Annotated in this window: 13 protein-coding genes; 8 read left to right on the forward strand and 5 right to left on the reverse strand. The window is 68.1% G+C overall.

Annotated elements, in window-relative coordinates:
• Positions 1-10: 10 nt before the first annotated feature.
• Together ACZ5BU_RS28035 and ACZ5BU_RS28040 are read left to right on the forward strand one after the other, a co-directional pair.
• Positions 11-328: a hypothetical protein gene (locus tag ACZ5BU_RS28035; protein ID WP_465703411.1), complete on the forward strand. Its 318-nt coding sequence runs from the start codon at positions 11-13 to the stop codon at positions 326-328.
• Entirely contained in the window at positions 325-2,472 is a 2,148-nt protein-coding gene (locus ACZ5BU_RS28040) for a glycosyltransferase family 2 protein (protein ID WP_465703412.1), read from the forward strand. The genes ACZ5BU_RS28035 and ACZ5BU_RS28040 overlap by 4 nt, the downstream gene beginning before the upstream one ends.
• 139 nt (positions 2,473-2,611) lie before the next feature.
• On the opposite strand, the gene ACZ5BU_RS28045 is transcribed toward ACZ5BU_RS28040, so the two are convergent.
• The 3 genes from ACZ5BU_RS28045 to ACZ5BU_RS28055 form a co-directional block, all read right to left on the reverse strand.
• The gene (locus ACZ5BU_RS28045; protein WP_465703413.1) at positions 2,612-4,003 is read right to left on the reverse strand and encodes a class I SAM-dependent methyltransferase; all 1,392 of its coding nucleotides are present in this window, start codon (positions 4,001-4,003) and stop codon (positions 2,612-2,614) included.
• A gap of 92 nt (positions 4,004-4,095) precedes the next feature.
• Positions 4,096-5,148, reverse strand: a complete 1,053-nt coding sequence (pseI, locus tag ACZ5BU_RS28050) for a pseudaminic acid synthase (protein WP_465703414.1) — start codon at positions 5,146-5,148, stop codon at positions 4,096-4,098.
• A complete protein-coding gene (locus ACZ5BU_RS28055) occupies positions 5,145-5,654 on the reverse strand; it encodes a GNAT family N-acetyltransferase (RefSeq protein ID WP_465703415.1) in 510 nt (169 codons plus the stop codon). Before ACZ5BU_RS28055 ends, pseI begins: the two co-directional genes overlap by 4 nt.
• A 99-nt stretch (positions 5,655-5,753) precedes the next feature.
• Here ACZ5BU_RS28055 and ACZ5BU_RS28060 point away from each other — a divergent pair, with 99 nt between their 5' ends.
• Both ACZ5BU_RS28060 and ACZ5BU_RS28065 read left to right on the forward strand, forming a co-directional pair.
• Positions 5,754-7,328 carry a glycoside hydrolase family 10-like protein gene (locus tag ACZ5BU_RS28060; RefSeq protein WP_465703416.1) on the forward strand — a complete coding sequence of 525 codons (1,575 nt, stop codon included), beginning with the start codon at positions 5,754-5,756 and terminating at the stop codon, positions 7,326-7,328.
• A 97-nt stretch (positions 7,329-7,425) separates the two neighbouring features.
• Positions 7,426-8,700: an ATP-binding protein gene (locus ACZ5BU_RS28065; protein ID WP_465703417.1), complete on the forward strand. Its 1,275-nt coding sequence runs from the start codon at positions 7,426-7,428 to the stop codon at positions 8,698-8,700.
• 3 nt (positions 8,701-8,703) lie between these two features.
• Here the strand turns inward: ACZ5BU_RS28065 and ACZ5BU_RS28070 are convergent, their stop codons facing one another.
• The gene (locus ACZ5BU_RS28070) at positions 8,704-11,100 is read right to left on the reverse strand and encodes a hypothetical protein (protein WP_465703418.1); all 2,397 of its coding nucleotides are present in this window, start codon (positions 11,098-11,100) and stop codon (positions 8,704-8,706) included.
• 152 nt (positions 11,101-11,252) lie between these two features.
• On the opposite strand from ACZ5BU_RS28070, the gene ACZ5BU_RS28075 reads away from it, so the two are divergent.
• Genes ACZ5BU_RS28075 through ACZ5BU_RS28090 form a run of 4 tightly spaced genes read left to right on the forward strand, consistent with a single transcriptional unit; the run spans position 11,253 to position 13,668 of the window.
• Positions 11,253-11,492: a hypothetical protein gene (locus tag ACZ5BU_RS28075; RefSeq protein WP_465703419.1), complete on the forward strand. Its 240-nt coding sequence runs from the start codon at positions 11,253-11,255 to the stop codon at positions 11,490-11,492.
• Between the two features lie 4 nt (positions 11,493-11,496).
• The gene (locus ACZ5BU_RS28080) at positions 11,497-11,700 is read left to right on the forward strand and encodes an acyl carrier protein (protein ID WP_359941130.1); all 204 of its coding nucleotides are present in this window, start codon (positions 11,497-11,499) and stop codon (positions 11,698-11,700) included.
• Complete coding sequence (locus ACZ5BU_RS28085; RefSeq protein WP_465703420.1) at positions 11,697-12,935, forward strand: AMP-binding protein; 1,239 nt, start codon at positions 11,697-11,699, stop codon at positions 12,933-12,935. Before ACZ5BU_RS28080 ends, ACZ5BU_RS28085 begins: the two co-directional genes overlap by 4 nt.
• The gene (locus ACZ5BU_RS28090) at positions 12,928-13,668 is read left to right on the forward strand and encodes an SDR family NAD(P)-dependent oxidoreductase (RefSeq protein ID WP_465703421.1); all 741 of its coding nucleotides are present in this window, start codon (positions 12,928-12,930) and stop codon (positions 13,666-13,668) included. Before ACZ5BU_RS28085 ends, ACZ5BU_RS28090 begins: the two co-directional genes overlap by 8 nt.
• On the opposite strand, the gene ACZ5BU_RS28095 is transcribed toward ACZ5BU_RS28090, so the two are convergent.
• Positions 13,665-14,408, reverse strand: coding sequence for a class I SAM-dependent methyltransferase (locus ACZ5BU_RS28095; protein ID WP_465703422.1), 744 nt, complete (start codon positions 14,406-14,408; stop codon positions 13,665-13,667). The genes ACZ5BU_RS28090 and ACZ5BU_RS28095 overlap by 4 nt on opposite strands.
• Between the last annotated feature and the right edge of the window lie 2 nt (positions 14,409-14,410).

A 14,410-nucleotide genomic window follows, 5' to 3' on the forward strand; every position in this document is an offset into this window, starting at 1 on the left:
CCTCGACGACATGCTTGGGACGACCAACGAAGTGGTCGACCTGCGGACGGTGCTCGCCGAAGCGGAGGCCGCCAAGCACGAGCTGTTCGAGCTGAAGGGCCACGTCTACGGACTCGAGCGGACGCTCGGCTTCCGGAACAAGGCGATGAAGACCCGCGAGAACCGCATCCGTGAACTCCGCGGTCAGCTCCAGAAGGTCACCGCGGCCCATGAACGGATCCGGGGATCGCGCACGTACGCCGTCTCCCGCGTCATCTTCCACGCCGCCCAGGTCCGCAAGCCGAAGACCGTCGCCCGCAAGCTCGCCCGTAAGATACGCAAGAGATGACGGCGCCACGCCTGAGCGTGGTAGTGCCGTTCTACAACGTGGGGGCTTATCTCGCGGATTGTCTCGACTCGATCGCGCGGCAGACGTTCGCGGATTTCGAGGCGATCCTGGTCGACGACGGTTCGCCGGACGACAGTGCGGTGATCGCGAAGGAGTTCTGCGCCCGCGATCCGCGGTTCCGGATCGTCGAACAGCCGAACGCGGGTCTCGGCCCGGCGCGGAACACCGGCGTCGAGCACGCGTCGGGGGAGTACGTCACGTTCGTCGACAGCGACGACCTGGTGACGCGGCACGGGTTCGGGCTGTTGATCAAGACGCTCGACCGGACCGGTTCGGACTTCGCCGGCGGTAACGCGCGGCGGTTCAACAACAGTTACGGCGTACGCCCGTCCTGGCTGCACGGGCAGGCGTTCACAGAGGACCGGCCGGCCACGCACATCTCCGAGACGCCGGAGCTCGTGCTGGACCGGATGGTGTGGAACAAGGTCTACCGCCGTTCGTTCTGGGACGAGTACGGGTACCGGTTCCCGGCGATCCGGTACGAGGACTACCCGGTCACGCTGAAGGCGCACCTCGAGGCGGTCACCGTCGACACGATCGCGGCGCCGGTGTACTTCTGGCGTGAGCGGGAGTCCGGCGACTCGATCACCCAGCAGAAGTTCCAGCTCGCGAACATCCGCGACCGGGTGGTCTCGGCCGGTCTCGTCCTGGACCAGGTCGAGGACGCGCTGCCGGAGATCCGCAGCCGGGTTCACACGCACTTCCGCCAGATCGACCTGCACGCGATCCTCTCCGCGTTCGGCACCGTGCCGCCCGAGGAGGAGCAGCACCTGGTCGAGCTCAGCACCGAGCTCCTCGACCGCCTCGACGACGACGTACTCGCGACCGGACCGCGCCTCGCCCAGCTCCAGTTCGACGCTCTGCGCGCCGGTGACCTGGAGCTGCTGCACAAGGTCGCCCTCGATCCGGAAACGGCTGAGGAACACCTGCAGCTGACCAAGTCCGACTTCACGCCGGCGACCAGCGTTCGCGAGGTGTCCTGGATCGACGGCGAACTGTCGATCCGCGGTACGGCGGAACTCCGGCACCTGCAGTCGAAACCGTCCAGCCTCCGCGTCGGCCTGGTCATTGCCGGTCGCAACCATCGGCTTCCGGTCCGGCGGTACATCACGGCCGACCTGCGCGGCGAGCAGAACCTGGTCGGCTTCGAGGTCCGCGTCAGCCGTGAACTGCTGGCGAAATGCCCGGCCGGTCCGTCGCACTTCGACGTACGGCTGCGCAGTGGCGGGATCGTCCGGCGGGATCTGCTGCGGGGGCCGAAGGCAGGTAGCCCGGGATGGCCGCCTGGTTCGTGGATCGACGGGACCAACTGGATCCAGCCCGGTCCGGGTAAGGACGGCGCGCTCGCGGTACGGCGGCTGGCGGATCCGTGCCGGTTGACCGCCGTCGAGCAGACGCCGGACGCGCTCGTACTGCACGGACGGGCGGCGTTCGACGAACCGTCGTTGTTTGTCAGCCGGCCGTTGTCGGGTGGCGAGGAGCAGCTGCCGCTGGAGGTGCACGGCCGCGACTTCACCGCGTGGTTGCCGATCGGGCCGATCCTCGCGGAGATCAACCCGGACGACCCGTTCAGCCAGCGGACGACGCGCGCGTTCCGGATGCGCGGGCCGGAAGGTCGCGAACAGGTGCTGCTCTGGACGGCCGGCGATCGGTTCGTCTCGCACGCGGAGCGCGGGCGGGTGGTGATGCTGACCCGGTCGAACGGTGGGTACGTGAACCTGCACGAGTCGCCGATCCGGACGACCGCCACCGCGGCGGTTGCCGCAGGCAACATGCTGGTGGTGCGCGGTCCGGACTGGGGCGATGTCGCGTTCAGCTGGCGCCGGTACCTGCCCGACTCCGACGATTACGTGGACGTCGAGTGCCGCCGTACTGTCTCCGACGACGGCTGGGCTGCGGTCGTCGACATGGCCGCCCTGGAACCGGCCGAATGGATCCTCTTCGCCACCGCGCCCGACGGCACGTCCCACGCGGTCCAGTGCGAACCGTTCCTCTCCAGCCGCCTCCCCCTGATCATCACCCGCACCCGCCAGACGCTCGCCGTACGCCCCCTGGCCGGCACCCTCCACCTCGACGTGACGTAGCAGCCAACCCCCTCCCGCATTTGCTGGGTAAGCCAGGCAGATGGGGGGTTTGTCACCCGCTACCAGAGTGTGGAACCCGGCATTTCCCTGGCTGACCCACCAAATGCGTGGAGGAGCGGGCGGGCGGGCGGTGAGTGAGTTAGCGGCGGGCGATCAGCAGTTGGTGGGTGACCGGCCAGTCGACGGGGGTGCCGTCGGGGGTGGTGATGGAGGCGACCGGGGCGATGCGGTTCTCGATGACCCAGTCGTTGCGCCAGGCGTGGGAGGACGGGTCGATGGTGAAGCCGGCGCGTTCGGCGACCGCGGACCAGCCGGCGAAGTTCAGGCCGCAGAACTGTTCGTGGGTCTCGCTCAGCCAGTTGTCGACGTAGTCCTTGCGGGTCAGGAAGTCCATCGCGTCGGCCAGCCGGAGCGTCAGCTTGTCACCGCTCAAGGCGTACGAGAACGGGACTTCGGCGTTCCGCCGGAAGTCGTGCGCGAACTGGAAGAACCGGGCCCGCGTCGACAGCTTCCCGACGTACGACGCGGCGTCGTCGAGGGTCTCGAGCTCGGACACGTCGTCCGGGTTCACGCCGTCGCTGTCGTCCAGCCGCAGTACGACGGAACGGTCGGGCTCGTCCGGGCCGCAGACGTCGGAGTTGATCCAGACGCCGTGCGGTGCCGTGTGCGCGAACAACGCGTCCGCGAACCGCTGGACGGTCGCTGGCCGCGAGCCGTCGGCGTACGACCAGATCTCGTGGGTGAGCGCGAGCGTCAGAGTGGTGTCGATCGACCGCGGCGGGAAGACGGCCGAGCCGAGCATGTTGCGCTGGTAGAAGTAGACGTTCGGGTTGGTGAAGAGGCCCTGCTCCTTCTTGTGCACGCATTCCGCGTACAGGTGCCGGGCGACCTCGACGCCGATCAGGTCCGACTCGTGGAACCGCGGATCCTGGTCGATGAGCTGCAGCGTCGCCCCGGTCGCGCAGCCGATGTCGAGGATCCGCCCGGGCCGCACGAAGTCCTTGATCTGCGACCATTTCCGGTCGGCCGCGGTCTCGAACGCGTCGGCGTACGTCTTGTAGTCACGCGTCGTCGTCAATCCGCCGTCGTCCCCGACCACCGGATCGTTCACACACCGCGCGACCTGCGCATCCAACGCGTACCGCTCGAACACATCGACAGTCGCCGGATGTGCGAGCTCCTTCCAGGCATCGTTGCCCGCAGCAATCATCAACAGGACGTCCCAAGGCCGGGCCGTCCCCTCCGGCTCCACCCCGATCACCTGATACCCCAACCGCTCATAAAGCTTGCTCACGGCAGGCGTAGAACAGGCCACAACCGTATTGGCCGGCGTCAACCGCACCAGATCATCGGTCCCGGCCTCGATGGCCTTGATCGTCACCTCGGCGAACTCGTCGGTCGGCGGTGTGTCCACAACCCCCACCACCAACGACCGAATCCCCTCAGCCAGGCTGAACCGCTCGATCGCCGCTTCCCGCCGGTCGAAGCCCACCGGATTCCGCTTGGTCGTCTGATGATTGGCCGACGTCACCGCCCAAACCACAGTCCGCCCCGCAAACCCGCGCAAGAACTCCCCCTGGAACCGCGTCAACACATGATGCCGCCCAGGAAACAGCAGGTACATCAGAGCAGGTCCCAGGTGAGCGGGGTTCCGGCTGGTACGTCGGTGCGGAAGGGGCGGCCGTTGACCTGGGTGAACAGGTCGGGGGCGAGGCCGCCGGCGGGGCGGATCGAGCGGACGTTCTCGAAGGTGATCAGGTCGCCGGCCTTGACGTCCTGGGTCACGTAGAGGGAGCGGCGGAAGCGGAGGACGTTCTGTTCGGCTTGTTTGGGGCCGATGACCGGCTTGCCCAGGGACAGTTGGGCTACCCGGGTGCTTTCGACGAGCATCTCCAGTTCCCAGGGTTCCAGGGAGAAGGCTGAGTCGACTCCGCCGTCTGTTCGTTTGAGGGTTACGTGCTTTTCGATGACGGTCGCGCCCAGGGCGACGGCGGCTACCGCGGCGCCGATGCCCATCGTGTGATCGGAGAGGCCTACCTGGACGTCGAGGGCGTCGCGGAGGACGGGGATGCCGCGGAGGTTCGACTGTTCAGGAGGCGCCGGGTAGCTCGCGGTGCAGGAGAGGACGATGATCTGCTCGTTGCCGGTCGATCGCGCGGCGCGGACCGCGGCGTCGATGTCGGTCAACGTGGCGGAGCCGGTCGAAATGATGATCGGCTTGCCGGTTTCGGCCATGCCGCGGACGAGCGGCAGGTCACCGATCTCGTTCGACGCGACCTTGTACGCCGGAACGTTCAGCTTCTCCAGGAAGTCGATCGCGGTGCTGTCGAACGCCGACGAGAACGCGACCAGCCCGAGGGATGCCGCCAGCTCGAAGATCGGCTCGTGCCACGCCCAGGGCGTGTGTGCTTCCTTGTACAGGTCGTAGAGCCGCGCCTCGCTCCACAGCTCGTGCTCCGCCGGCAAGCGGAACGCCGGCAGGTCGAGGTCGAGCGTCATCGTGTCGGCGGTGTACGTCTGTAGCTTCAGCGCCTGTGCACCGGCCTCCGCGACCGCCCGGACGATGTCGAGCGCACGTTCGAGGTCGCCGTTGTGGTTCCCCGACATCTCCGCGATCACGAACGGCTGATGCTCCGGCCCGACCGGTACGTCGCCGATCTCAATCGTGCTGTTCATGCTTTCCCCTGGGTTCGACGATCTTCTTTGCGCAGGCTGATCGGGATCACGGTGAGCTCGCGTCCGTCGGCGTACCGAGTCTCCGGTGTCCCTTCGGTGAACCGGAAGCGCCGGTTCATCTGCCGGACCACGGTGTTGTGTTCGAGCACCTCACCGGTGAGTACGTCGAGCCCGAGCTCGTCGAACGCGTACGCCGTGGCCTCGCGCATGATCTCGATCCACGCCGGCAGCGTCTCGCCGCGTTCGGCCAGCCCTTCCGAGTCCAGGAAGAAGCCCCACGCGCCCCTCGTACCGTCGAGGTCGAAGAAGTTCACCACCCCGGCGGTCCTACCGTCCCGTGTGTAGATCAGCACCCGCCGCGACGGGTCGACCGAGGTCTTCGCCCACCATGCCGCGTGCTCGTCGGCGCTGATCTCGTGTGCGGTGATGCTCACGTCCCGATTCGCCTGCTGGTTCCGCAGCTGCCGGATGATGTCGACATCGTCGTCGGTCGCGGTCCGCAGCATGGTCCTAACCTAGCGCCACACTTAATGAACGCTGTTCTTGTGGGGGCTTGATGTGTAAACATCTTTCGACTTCACCTTGAACGACGGTCGGAGAGTGACATGAGAGTCTGGCGAACCATGGGTGTTCTGGGCGCGGCAGCGGGCCTGTTGCTGAGCGGTCTGACCGGTACGGCGTCCGCCACACAGACGGCCGATCAGCAGACGTGTACGCCGAACGCGTCCACCCCGCTCCGGCAGTTCCGGGCGAGCTGGATCTCGTCGGTGGTGAACATCGACTGGCCGTCGAAGACCGGGTTGAGCGCGGACCAGCAGCAGGCCGAGCTGATCGGCTGGCTCGACGACGCGGTCCGGCAGCACCACAACGCGGTGATCCTCCAGGTCCGTCCGACCGCGGATGCGTTCTGGCCGTCGAAGGTGGAGCCCTGGTCGCAGTACCTGACCGGCCACCAGGGCGGCGATCCCGGCTACGACCCGCTGAAGTTCGCGGTCACCGAGGCGCACAAGCGGAACCTCGAGCTGCATGCCTGGTTCAACCCGTACCGGATCTCGATGGGTACGGACCTCAACGCGCTGGTCCCGACACACCCGGCACGGCTGCATCCGGACTGGGTGGTGAAGTACGGCCCCAAGCTGTACTACAACCCAGGTATCCCGGCGGCCCGCAAGCTGGTCGAGGACGCGATCATGGACGCCGTCTCGAACTACGACATCGACGGCGTGCACTTCGACGACTACTTCTACCCGTACCCGATCGCCGGTCAGACGTTCGACGACGCCGCGACGTTCGCGCAGTACAACGACGGCTACACGAACCTGCAGGACTGGCGCCGGCACAACATCGACCTGCTGATCCAGGAGCTGGGCAGCAGGATCAAGGCGATCAAACCGTGGGTGAAGTTCGGCATCTCGCCGTTCGCGGTCTGGCGGAACAAGGCGACCGACCCGGAGGGCACGGACACCACGGCCGGCGTGCAGACGTACGACGACCTCGCCGCCGACACCCGTAAGTGGGTCCGCGAGGAGTGGATCGACTACATCGTCCCGCAGGTGTACTGGGCCCAGGGGTTCGCGCCGGCCGACTACAACAAGATCGTGCCGTGGTGGGCCGAGCAGGTCCGCGGTACCCACGTCCACCTCTACATCGGCGAGGCGACGTACAAGGTCGGTACGTCGACGCAGTCACCGGACTGGTCGGACCCTGCCGAGCTGAGCGACCACCTGGCGTTCGACAGCACGATCCCCGAGGTCAAGGGAAACATCTACTTCTCCGCGAAAGACGTCCGCGCGGACCGCCTCGGTGCGACGACGCTGCTCAACAACAACTGGTACTCGAAGCCCGCGCTGATCCCCGCGATGCCGGCCCTCGACTCCCGCGCGCCGCTCCCGGCACACGCGGTCCACGCAACCCGCACCGCCGACGGCGTCCAGTTGAACTGGTCGCGGACCTCGGCGGACACCACGTCGTACGCGATCTACCGCCGTGAACTCAAGAGCGACGACCACTGCCCCGACAACGACGCCCGCAACCTACTCACCACACTCCGCTCGACCGGAGCCACCCAGTCATACGTCGACACCACAGCCACCCCAGGCACGGCCTACCTGTACTCGATAACCGCCCTGGACCGCCTCGCCAACCAGAGCGTCGCAATCCCAGCGATCTCGATCCGCTGATCTTCCTGCTGACGGCAGTGTAGAACTTCTGCTAACGGTAGTGTAGAAGCGCTGCTAACGGTAGTGTTCAGCTCCTGCTGATGGTAGGCTGGACGTTGTGGCGGAGTACGTGGAACGCATTGTCGACGCTGAGTTGGACGAGCTGCTCGCAGGGCTTCCCGCGGTTACGCTGGACGGCCCCAAGGGCGTCGGCAAGACCGCAACGGCGGCCCGCCGGGCGCGGACGGTGTATGCGTTGGACGACCCGGCCCGGCGGCTACTGCTCGACGCTGAGCCGGATCGGCTGGATCGAGCCGAACCGCCGGTGCTGCTCGACGAATGGCAACTGCGGCCGGAGGTGTGGGATCAGGTCCGGCGAAGCGTCGATCGAGACGTCACGCCGGGTCGCTTCCTGCTGACCGGCAGCGCCAGACCGGTCAACGCACCGACACATTCCGGAGCCGGGCGGATCGTCCGGCTGCGGATGCGTCCGATGTCCTTGTCCGAGCGAGGGATCGAGACGCCGACGGTCAGCTTCAAGGGCCTGCTGGCCGGAAGCCGGGGTGCCGTGCGCGGCAGGACAGACGTACAACTGACGACGTACACCGAGGAGATCGTCCGGTCAGGATTTCCCGGTATTCGGCCACTCACCGACCGGCCTAGACGCGCCCAACTCGCCGGGTATCTCGATCGGATCGTCGAGCGGGACTTTCCCGAGCAAGGGCACCTGGTGCGGCGGCCTGCGACCCTACGCGCCTGGCTGGCTGCTTACGCTGCAGCGACTGCCACAACAGCGTCGTACAACGCGATCCTCGACGCCGCGACCGCGGGAGCCACGGACAAGCCGGCGAAGACGACGACCATGGTGTACCGCGACGTGCTCAGCCAGTTGTGGTTGCTCGATCCAGTGGAAGCCTGGTTGCCGACCCGGAACCGGCTGAGCCGGCTCGCCTCGGCTCCGAAGCATCATCTCGCCGATCCGGCGCTGGCGGCCGCGCTGCTCGGTGTCGGCGTGACCGCCCTGCTCGACGACGCGGTCAAGGGGCATCCACGAATCCGGGACGGTGTTCTGCTTGGCCAGTTCTTCGAGTCGCTGGTCACGCTCGACGTACGCGTCTATGCGCAGGCGGCCGAGGCCGGCGTCCGACACCTCAGGACGAGGAACGGCGATCACGAGGTGGACCTGATCGTCGAGCGTGCCGACCACCGCGTGCTGGCGATCGAGGTGAAGCTCGCCCCCGTTGTGACCGACGACGATGTGAAACACCTGCTCTGGTTGCGATCCGAGATCGGTGAGGACCTTGTCGACGCGATGGTGATCTGTACAGGCACGGATGCCTATCGCCGTCAAGACGGCATAGCCGTCGTTCCCGCTGCCTTACTCGGACCCTGACCTCTACGGGCTCCGGAGTTCCGGCGTAGTCGTCGGCTGCGTCGGGACCGAGCCGGTCTGCGTCGGGGACGTCGGAATGCTCGTCGGGAGGGTGCCGGTTGGGAACGGGACCGTTGGCTGGGTGCCGGTTGGGAGGGTTGGGGTTGGGAAGGTGGACGTCGGGGAGGGCGAGCTCGGTCCGGTTGGGAAGGCGGGGGAGCCGCTTGTCGACGAGGTTGGGAACGGGGTGGACGGGCTCTGGGTCGGCGTCGGGGTAGGGGAGATCGACGGGAACGGGTTCGTGGGTGGGGGTGGGTAGATCTGGTAGACGCGGACTGTGCCGAGCTGGAAGCGCAGTTCGGTCAGCTTGTCCAGGTTCTTGGGAGGTGCGCTGACGCGCTCGTCGAGCAGTAGCCACTGCACGCCGTACTTGCTCCGCAGCGTCTCGATGGTCTGCCGGGACGGGTTGCGGAAGACCTCGTCGTTCAGCTGGAGCAGGTCCTGGTTCCAGTACGGTCCCTGGACGCCGGCCGGATAGCTGTCGTCGATCCGCACCTGGTACGCCCAACCTTCCACGAGCACGCGCCGTTCGGCGTACCCGGCGATCCAGTACGACCCGGTCTGGCAATGCGACGCGCGTGCCTGGTGGCAGTGCACGTTCGTGGCGATCCGGTCGTCGGACCCGGAGTTGCGCCGGATGAAGCGCGCCGCCTCGATCCCGCCCGGCGCGATCGATTCGTACGACGTCAGCGGCGGGTTCGCGAACCGCCGTACGGACGCCACCGTCGGCGACACCGTCGTACCGACGAGCACCGCCACCGCGATCACCGCCCAGGTACGCCGGGAGCCTCGCAGGACGAGCCCGAACACGCCGAGCCCGAGCGCCGCGATCACCAGCGTCACCGCGAGCCCTTGCCCGAAGCAGTTCGTCGACGTGCACGAACGCGGCGTCTGGTGCCGGCCCCAGTAGATCGCGGCGACCCCGATCGCGGCCGCGACGCCGGTGATCCAGTACTGCCGCCGTTCCAGCGAACCGAGGCCCCAGGTCGCGAGCAGTACGCCGAACACGAAGCCGGTGCGAACGAAGAACAGTTGGGTATCCCCACGATCCGCGAGCAACGACGCCAGCAGTACGGCGGCCCCGAACCCGGCGAGCAGGAACACCACCATCACCTCGCGCCGCTTGATCAACAGCGCGCCGGCGACCGGCATCAGCCACCCGATCACGACCACGGCCCCGATCACCGGAACCGCGGACCCACCGCCCATCCGGTCCGCCAGGCTCTCGAACGTCGCCCCGGGATCGAACCGCACCGTCGAGGCCGCGCCCCGCAGTACGAAGAAGAACGTCAACGCGTACGCCGCGGCAACGCCCACGCCGAGCACCAGCGCGCGCAGGTTCAACCGCCCCGCGCGAACCGTGAGGTAGATCCACGCAACCGCCAGCCCCGTCGCGTACACGGGAAGCGTGGTCGCCTTCGTCAACGCCAGCGCCGCGACCAGCACCCCGGCGGTGACGAACAACCGGAACAGCTGCCCACGCGTCGTACCCGGCCGTCGCCGCAACAGCAACGTCGTCACCGCGATCAACGGCAGCAGCAACACGGTCGAGAAGGCCTGCGGCGGGTTGGTCAGTTGGCCGAGCGAGAACGGCCCGTCGGCGAACACCCGGTCCGTCACCGCCCACGGCCAAGCGACGAGATCGCCCCCGGCCACGACGAGCCCGGCGGCGATCGGTGCCGCCACCGCGCGACCGGTCAGCAGCATCCCGACCGCGGCCGCGCCGAGTACGGTCAGCAGGATCCACAGGAACGGCGCCATCCGGTGCGTCAGTACGTCGAGCGGCACGCTGGTGATCCAGTGCGCGGAGGCGAGGTGCTCGTACGCCGCCCAGTGGCTGGTCAGCCAGCCGCCGTCGGCGTACGGGATCCGCGGCGGGAAGTGGTGGGTGACCTCACCCGCGATCGCGAGGTTGTGCGGAGCGTCCGAGTCCGGCCGCAAGGCCTCGGATCCGTTCAGCGGAATGAGGCGCGCGCCGACGCGGACGAACCAGGCGGCCGCGACCCCGACGGCGAGCATCACGCCGGCCAGCGACCACCACGGCGTCGGTCGTTCCGGGAGCTTGCGGCGCGGCAACGCCCGCCACATCCCGAACGCCAGCGCGGGCATCAGCAGCGCCGCGAACGGCATGCCGAACAGCATCCCGAGCGGGTAGACCAGCGCTTCGACGGCCAGGCCGAACGCGGTACCGAGGACGACGTCCGCGGTCAGCCAGCCGACGCCGCCGGTCAGCCGCCGCCAGAACATCGTGCCCGGTACGACGATCACGACCAGCAGGTAGCCGAGGTACGCGGCCGGCATCCACGGCGGGTGCTCCTGCAGCGCGACGAACCAGGCGATCGGCAGCACGGGCAGACTCACCAGCGCCGCACTCCGCCTCCCACGCCCGGCAGCACGACGCCTTCCCGGTCTGATCACCCGGCACAGTGTAGGAGCCGGACGAGTCCCGTCAGCCGTTTACCCCCGCAGACATTCCGTTTACACTCAGTAATCTCCAGGTCTGGGGAGGTCCGATGCTCGTTCAGCACATCGCCGGCCTGCCGGTCGAGGAGGTCCTGCTGGCGGCGCTGGCCGCCGCCGGCCCGGTGATCGCCCTGACCTGGCTCGAGGTCCGCGCCCGGATCAAACGATTGAAGGACCGGCTACGCGGCCGTGACTGTGACGGAACCGTTGGTGACGGCGGGAGATCCGAGGCTAGGCTTCGGGACTATGAGTTCGGTGGATCGGAGTCGGGTCAGGGAGTTGATGGGTGAGGTGATGACGGCTCAGGGCCGCGCATTGCCGGCCGACGACACAGCGGATCTCCGGGAGATCGGGTTCCGGTCGCTGGACTTCTCCGAGCTGGCCCTCCGGGTGGAGGACGAGCTCGGCGACGAGCTGAACTTCGATGCCCCCGGGCTGCGCCGGATCGCGACGGTCGGCGACGTACTGGACTTCATCGAGCAACTCCAGTCCGCGTGAGTGGCCGGCGCAGCACCGCGCTGATCGGTGACGACAACACCGTCGTCGTCGGCGGTAAGCGGCTGACCTGGCGGACCCTGCACAAGCTGCCGCAGCTGCCGTCGCCCGCGGCCGTGCTGGTCGACAACGGCGGCGACGCGCTCGCGGCCGTCCGGCACCACGCGGTCCACGGCACCGAACTGCTGGTCGCGACCGAGTCCCGCGTCGACGAACTGATGCGCGAGGAACTGGGCGAGTCCGGGTTCGCGATCGTTCTGCCCGATGGGGCAATCACCCCGGCCAAGCTGAAGCGCGTGGAGGAGTCGGGCCGCGCCTGGCTGCTGACCTCAGGCTCGACCGGCCGCCCGAAGCGGATCGGCCACACCCTCGAGTCCCTGACCACGGTCACCGGCGATCAGCCACCACGTACCTGGCTCCTGCCGTACTCGCCTGGGACCTACGCGTGGTGGCAGCTCGTCACGCTCTCGCTGACCCAGCCCGACCAGGGCTTGGTCGTGATCGAGCCGCACGAACTCGAGGACTGGCCGGCGATCGCGACCGAGCACGGCGTCACGGCGGCCTCCGGTACGCCGACCTTCTGGCGGCAGGCGATCTACCGGGACGCCGACGCGCTGGCTGCCGTACCGCTGGAGCAGATCACGCTCGGCGGCGAGCCCGTCGACCAGGCGATCCTCGACCAGCTCCGGGAGCTGTTCCCGAAGGCCCGGATCTCCTGGATCTACGCCTCCTCCGAGGTCGGCGCGTCGATCGTCGTCCACGACGGCAAGGCCGGCTTCCCGAAGTCGTGGCTGGACCGCGACCCGGACCCGGAGCGGCCGGTGCTGAGCGTCGAGCGCGACGAACTGGTGATCCGCTCGCCGCACCACGGCGCGGGCCTGATCGGCGCCGTACACACCGGCGACCGGGTCGAGTACGACGGCGACCGGGTGCTGATCACCGGACGCCTGGACACCGACGAGATCAACGTCGGCGGCTCGAAGGTCTCGGCCGGGGTGGTCCGCAACGTGCTGATGGGCCACCCGGGCGTCTCCTGGGCGCGGGTGTTCGCGCGCAAGGCGCCGCTGGTCGGCCGGATGGTCGCGGCCGAGGTGGTTCCGAACCGGTTGCTCGGCCCGATCACCGACGCGGACCTGGTGCAGTGGTGCTCGAACCGGCTGCCGGACTACGGCGTACCGCGGCGGATCAAGTTCCTCGACGAGATCCCGCAGAAGGAAACCCTGAAGAGCGATGTCTGAAATCGTCCCACCCGCGTCGGTCGTCCTTGTCTCCGGCGGGTCCCGCGGCCTCGGCCTGGCGATCGTCACCGACCTGCTCGCCGCCGGCCTGAAGGTCGCCGCGTTCGCCCGTACGGTCACCCCCGAGCTGACGGCGCTCGGGCAGAAGTACCCCGAACACCTGCACTACGGCTCCGTCGACGTCAACGACGCCGCGGCCGCTCAGGCGTTCGTCCGCGAGGTGGAGACCACGCTCGGGCCGATCGATGCCTTGGTCAACAATGCGGCGATCGGCCAGGACTCGTTGCACGTCCACACGTCCGCGGAGCACCTGGCTGAGATCATCCGGACCAACCTGACGTCGCCGCTGATCCTGACCCGGTTCGTGCTCCGCCGGATGCTGGCGAAGGGCCTCAAGGGCCGGATCGTCAACATCACCTCGATCTGCGCCCAGCGCGGTTACCCGGGCCTGGTCGCGTACTCGGCCACCAAGGGCGGCATGGACGCGGCCACCCGTTCGCTCGCGCGCGAACTGGGCGGCCGCATCCTTGCCAACGCCATCGCTCCCGGGTTCTTCGCGTCCGAGATGTCGGCCGTGCTGGGTCAGACCCAGCTCGACCAGATCACCCGCCGCACCCCGACCGGCCGGCTGACCGAGCCCGAAGACGTCCTTCCCCTCGTCCGGATGCTCCTGCTCGACAACACCAACCTCAACGGCCAGGTCCTGGTCGTCGACGGCGCCGCCTCGATCTAGCGCCGGACCACCACCGTGAAGCTGGTGGCGTCGTCAGACGCGGCTTCCTCCGTGTCGTCGTCCACCATCTCGTCGACCCGGAGGCCGGCGTCCGCGCACAGGCCGCGGAACGAGGCGGGTGTGTGCCAGTGGATGATCCACTCCCGGTCCGCGGTCTCGGTGCCGTCGGCATCGATTCGTTCGTAGCGCGCGGTGGTGATCCGGGTCCGCAGCTTGCGGTCGTAGCTCTCCGACAGCGGGGTGTACCTGAGCTCCACGCCCGCATCGTCTGTCGACCGGCTGACGCCGAGTTCCTCGGCGGGCGTGGGACCGGGGACCCAGAGCGGGATCAACGCCGCGCCGCCGTCGGACAGCGCGGCGCGGATCGCGACCAGCGCCCGCAGCGCGGTTTCGTCGTCGGCCAGCAGGTTGAACGTCGGCCCGGCGAGGTAGATCGACGCGTACCGCCGGTCCAGACTCAGGTCTTCCATGCGTTGCTGGAAGACCTGAGTCGTGAGACCGCGCTTGGCCGCGTTGGCGCGGCACCGTTCGACCATGTCGCCGGACGAGTCGACGCCGTCGACCTCCAGCCCCGCGGCACACAGCTCGAGCAGGGGCTCCCCGTCGCCGCAGCCGATCTCCAGCGCGGGTTCGCCGTGCGCCTTGACGAACTCCAGGTACGGCTCCGGGTCGAAGGTCTCCGACTTCAGCTTCGCGTACGCGTCGACCACGATGCCGGAGTAGAAGTTCGCAGGCTCCATGC

Source organism: Kribbella sp. NPDC031520 (assembly GCF_055580825.1).

What these genes read in the sequence shown, in the direction of transcription:
- ACZ5BU_RS28095 (WP_465703422.1), bottom strand. Translation starts at nt 14,408, where the DNA reads ATGGAGCCTGCGAACTTCTACTCCGGCATCGTGGTCGACGCGTACGCG.
- ACZ5BU_RS28055 (WP_465703415.1), bottom strand. Translation starts at nt 5,654, where the DNA reads ATGCTGCGGACCGCGACCGACGACGATGTCGACATCATCCGGCAGCTG.
- ACZ5BU_RS28075 (WP_465703419.1), top strand. Translation starts at nt 11,253, where the DNA reads ATGCTCGTTCAGCACATCGCCGGCCTGCCGGTCGAGGAGGTCCTGCTG.
- ACZ5BU_RS28090 (WP_465703421.1), top strand. Translation starts at nt 12,928, where the DNA reads ATGTCTGAAATCGTCCCACCCGCGTCGGTCGTCCTTGTCTCCGGCGGG.
- ACZ5BU_RS28035 (WP_465703411.1), top strand. Translation starts at nt 11, where the DNA reads ATGCTTGGGACGACCAACGAAGTGGTCGACCTGCGGACGGTGCTCGCC.
- ACZ5BU_RS28040 (WP_465703412.1), top strand. Translation starts at nt 325, where the DNA reads ATGACGGCGCCACGCCTGAGCGTGGTAGTGCCGTTCTACAACGTGGGG.
- pseI (WP_465703414.1), bottom strand. Translation starts at nt 5,148, where the DNA reads ATGAACAGCACGATTGAGATCGGCGACGTACCGGTCGGGCCGGAGCAT.
- ACZ5BU_RS28080 (WP_359941130.1), top strand. Translation starts at nt 11,497, where the DNA reads ATGACGGCTCAGGGCCGCGCATTGCCGGCCGACGACACAGCGGATCTC.
- ACZ5BU_RS28060 (WP_465703416.1), top strand. Translation starts at nt 5,754, where the DNA reads ATGAGAGTCTGGCGAACCATGGGTGTTCTGGGCGCGGCAGCGGGCCTG.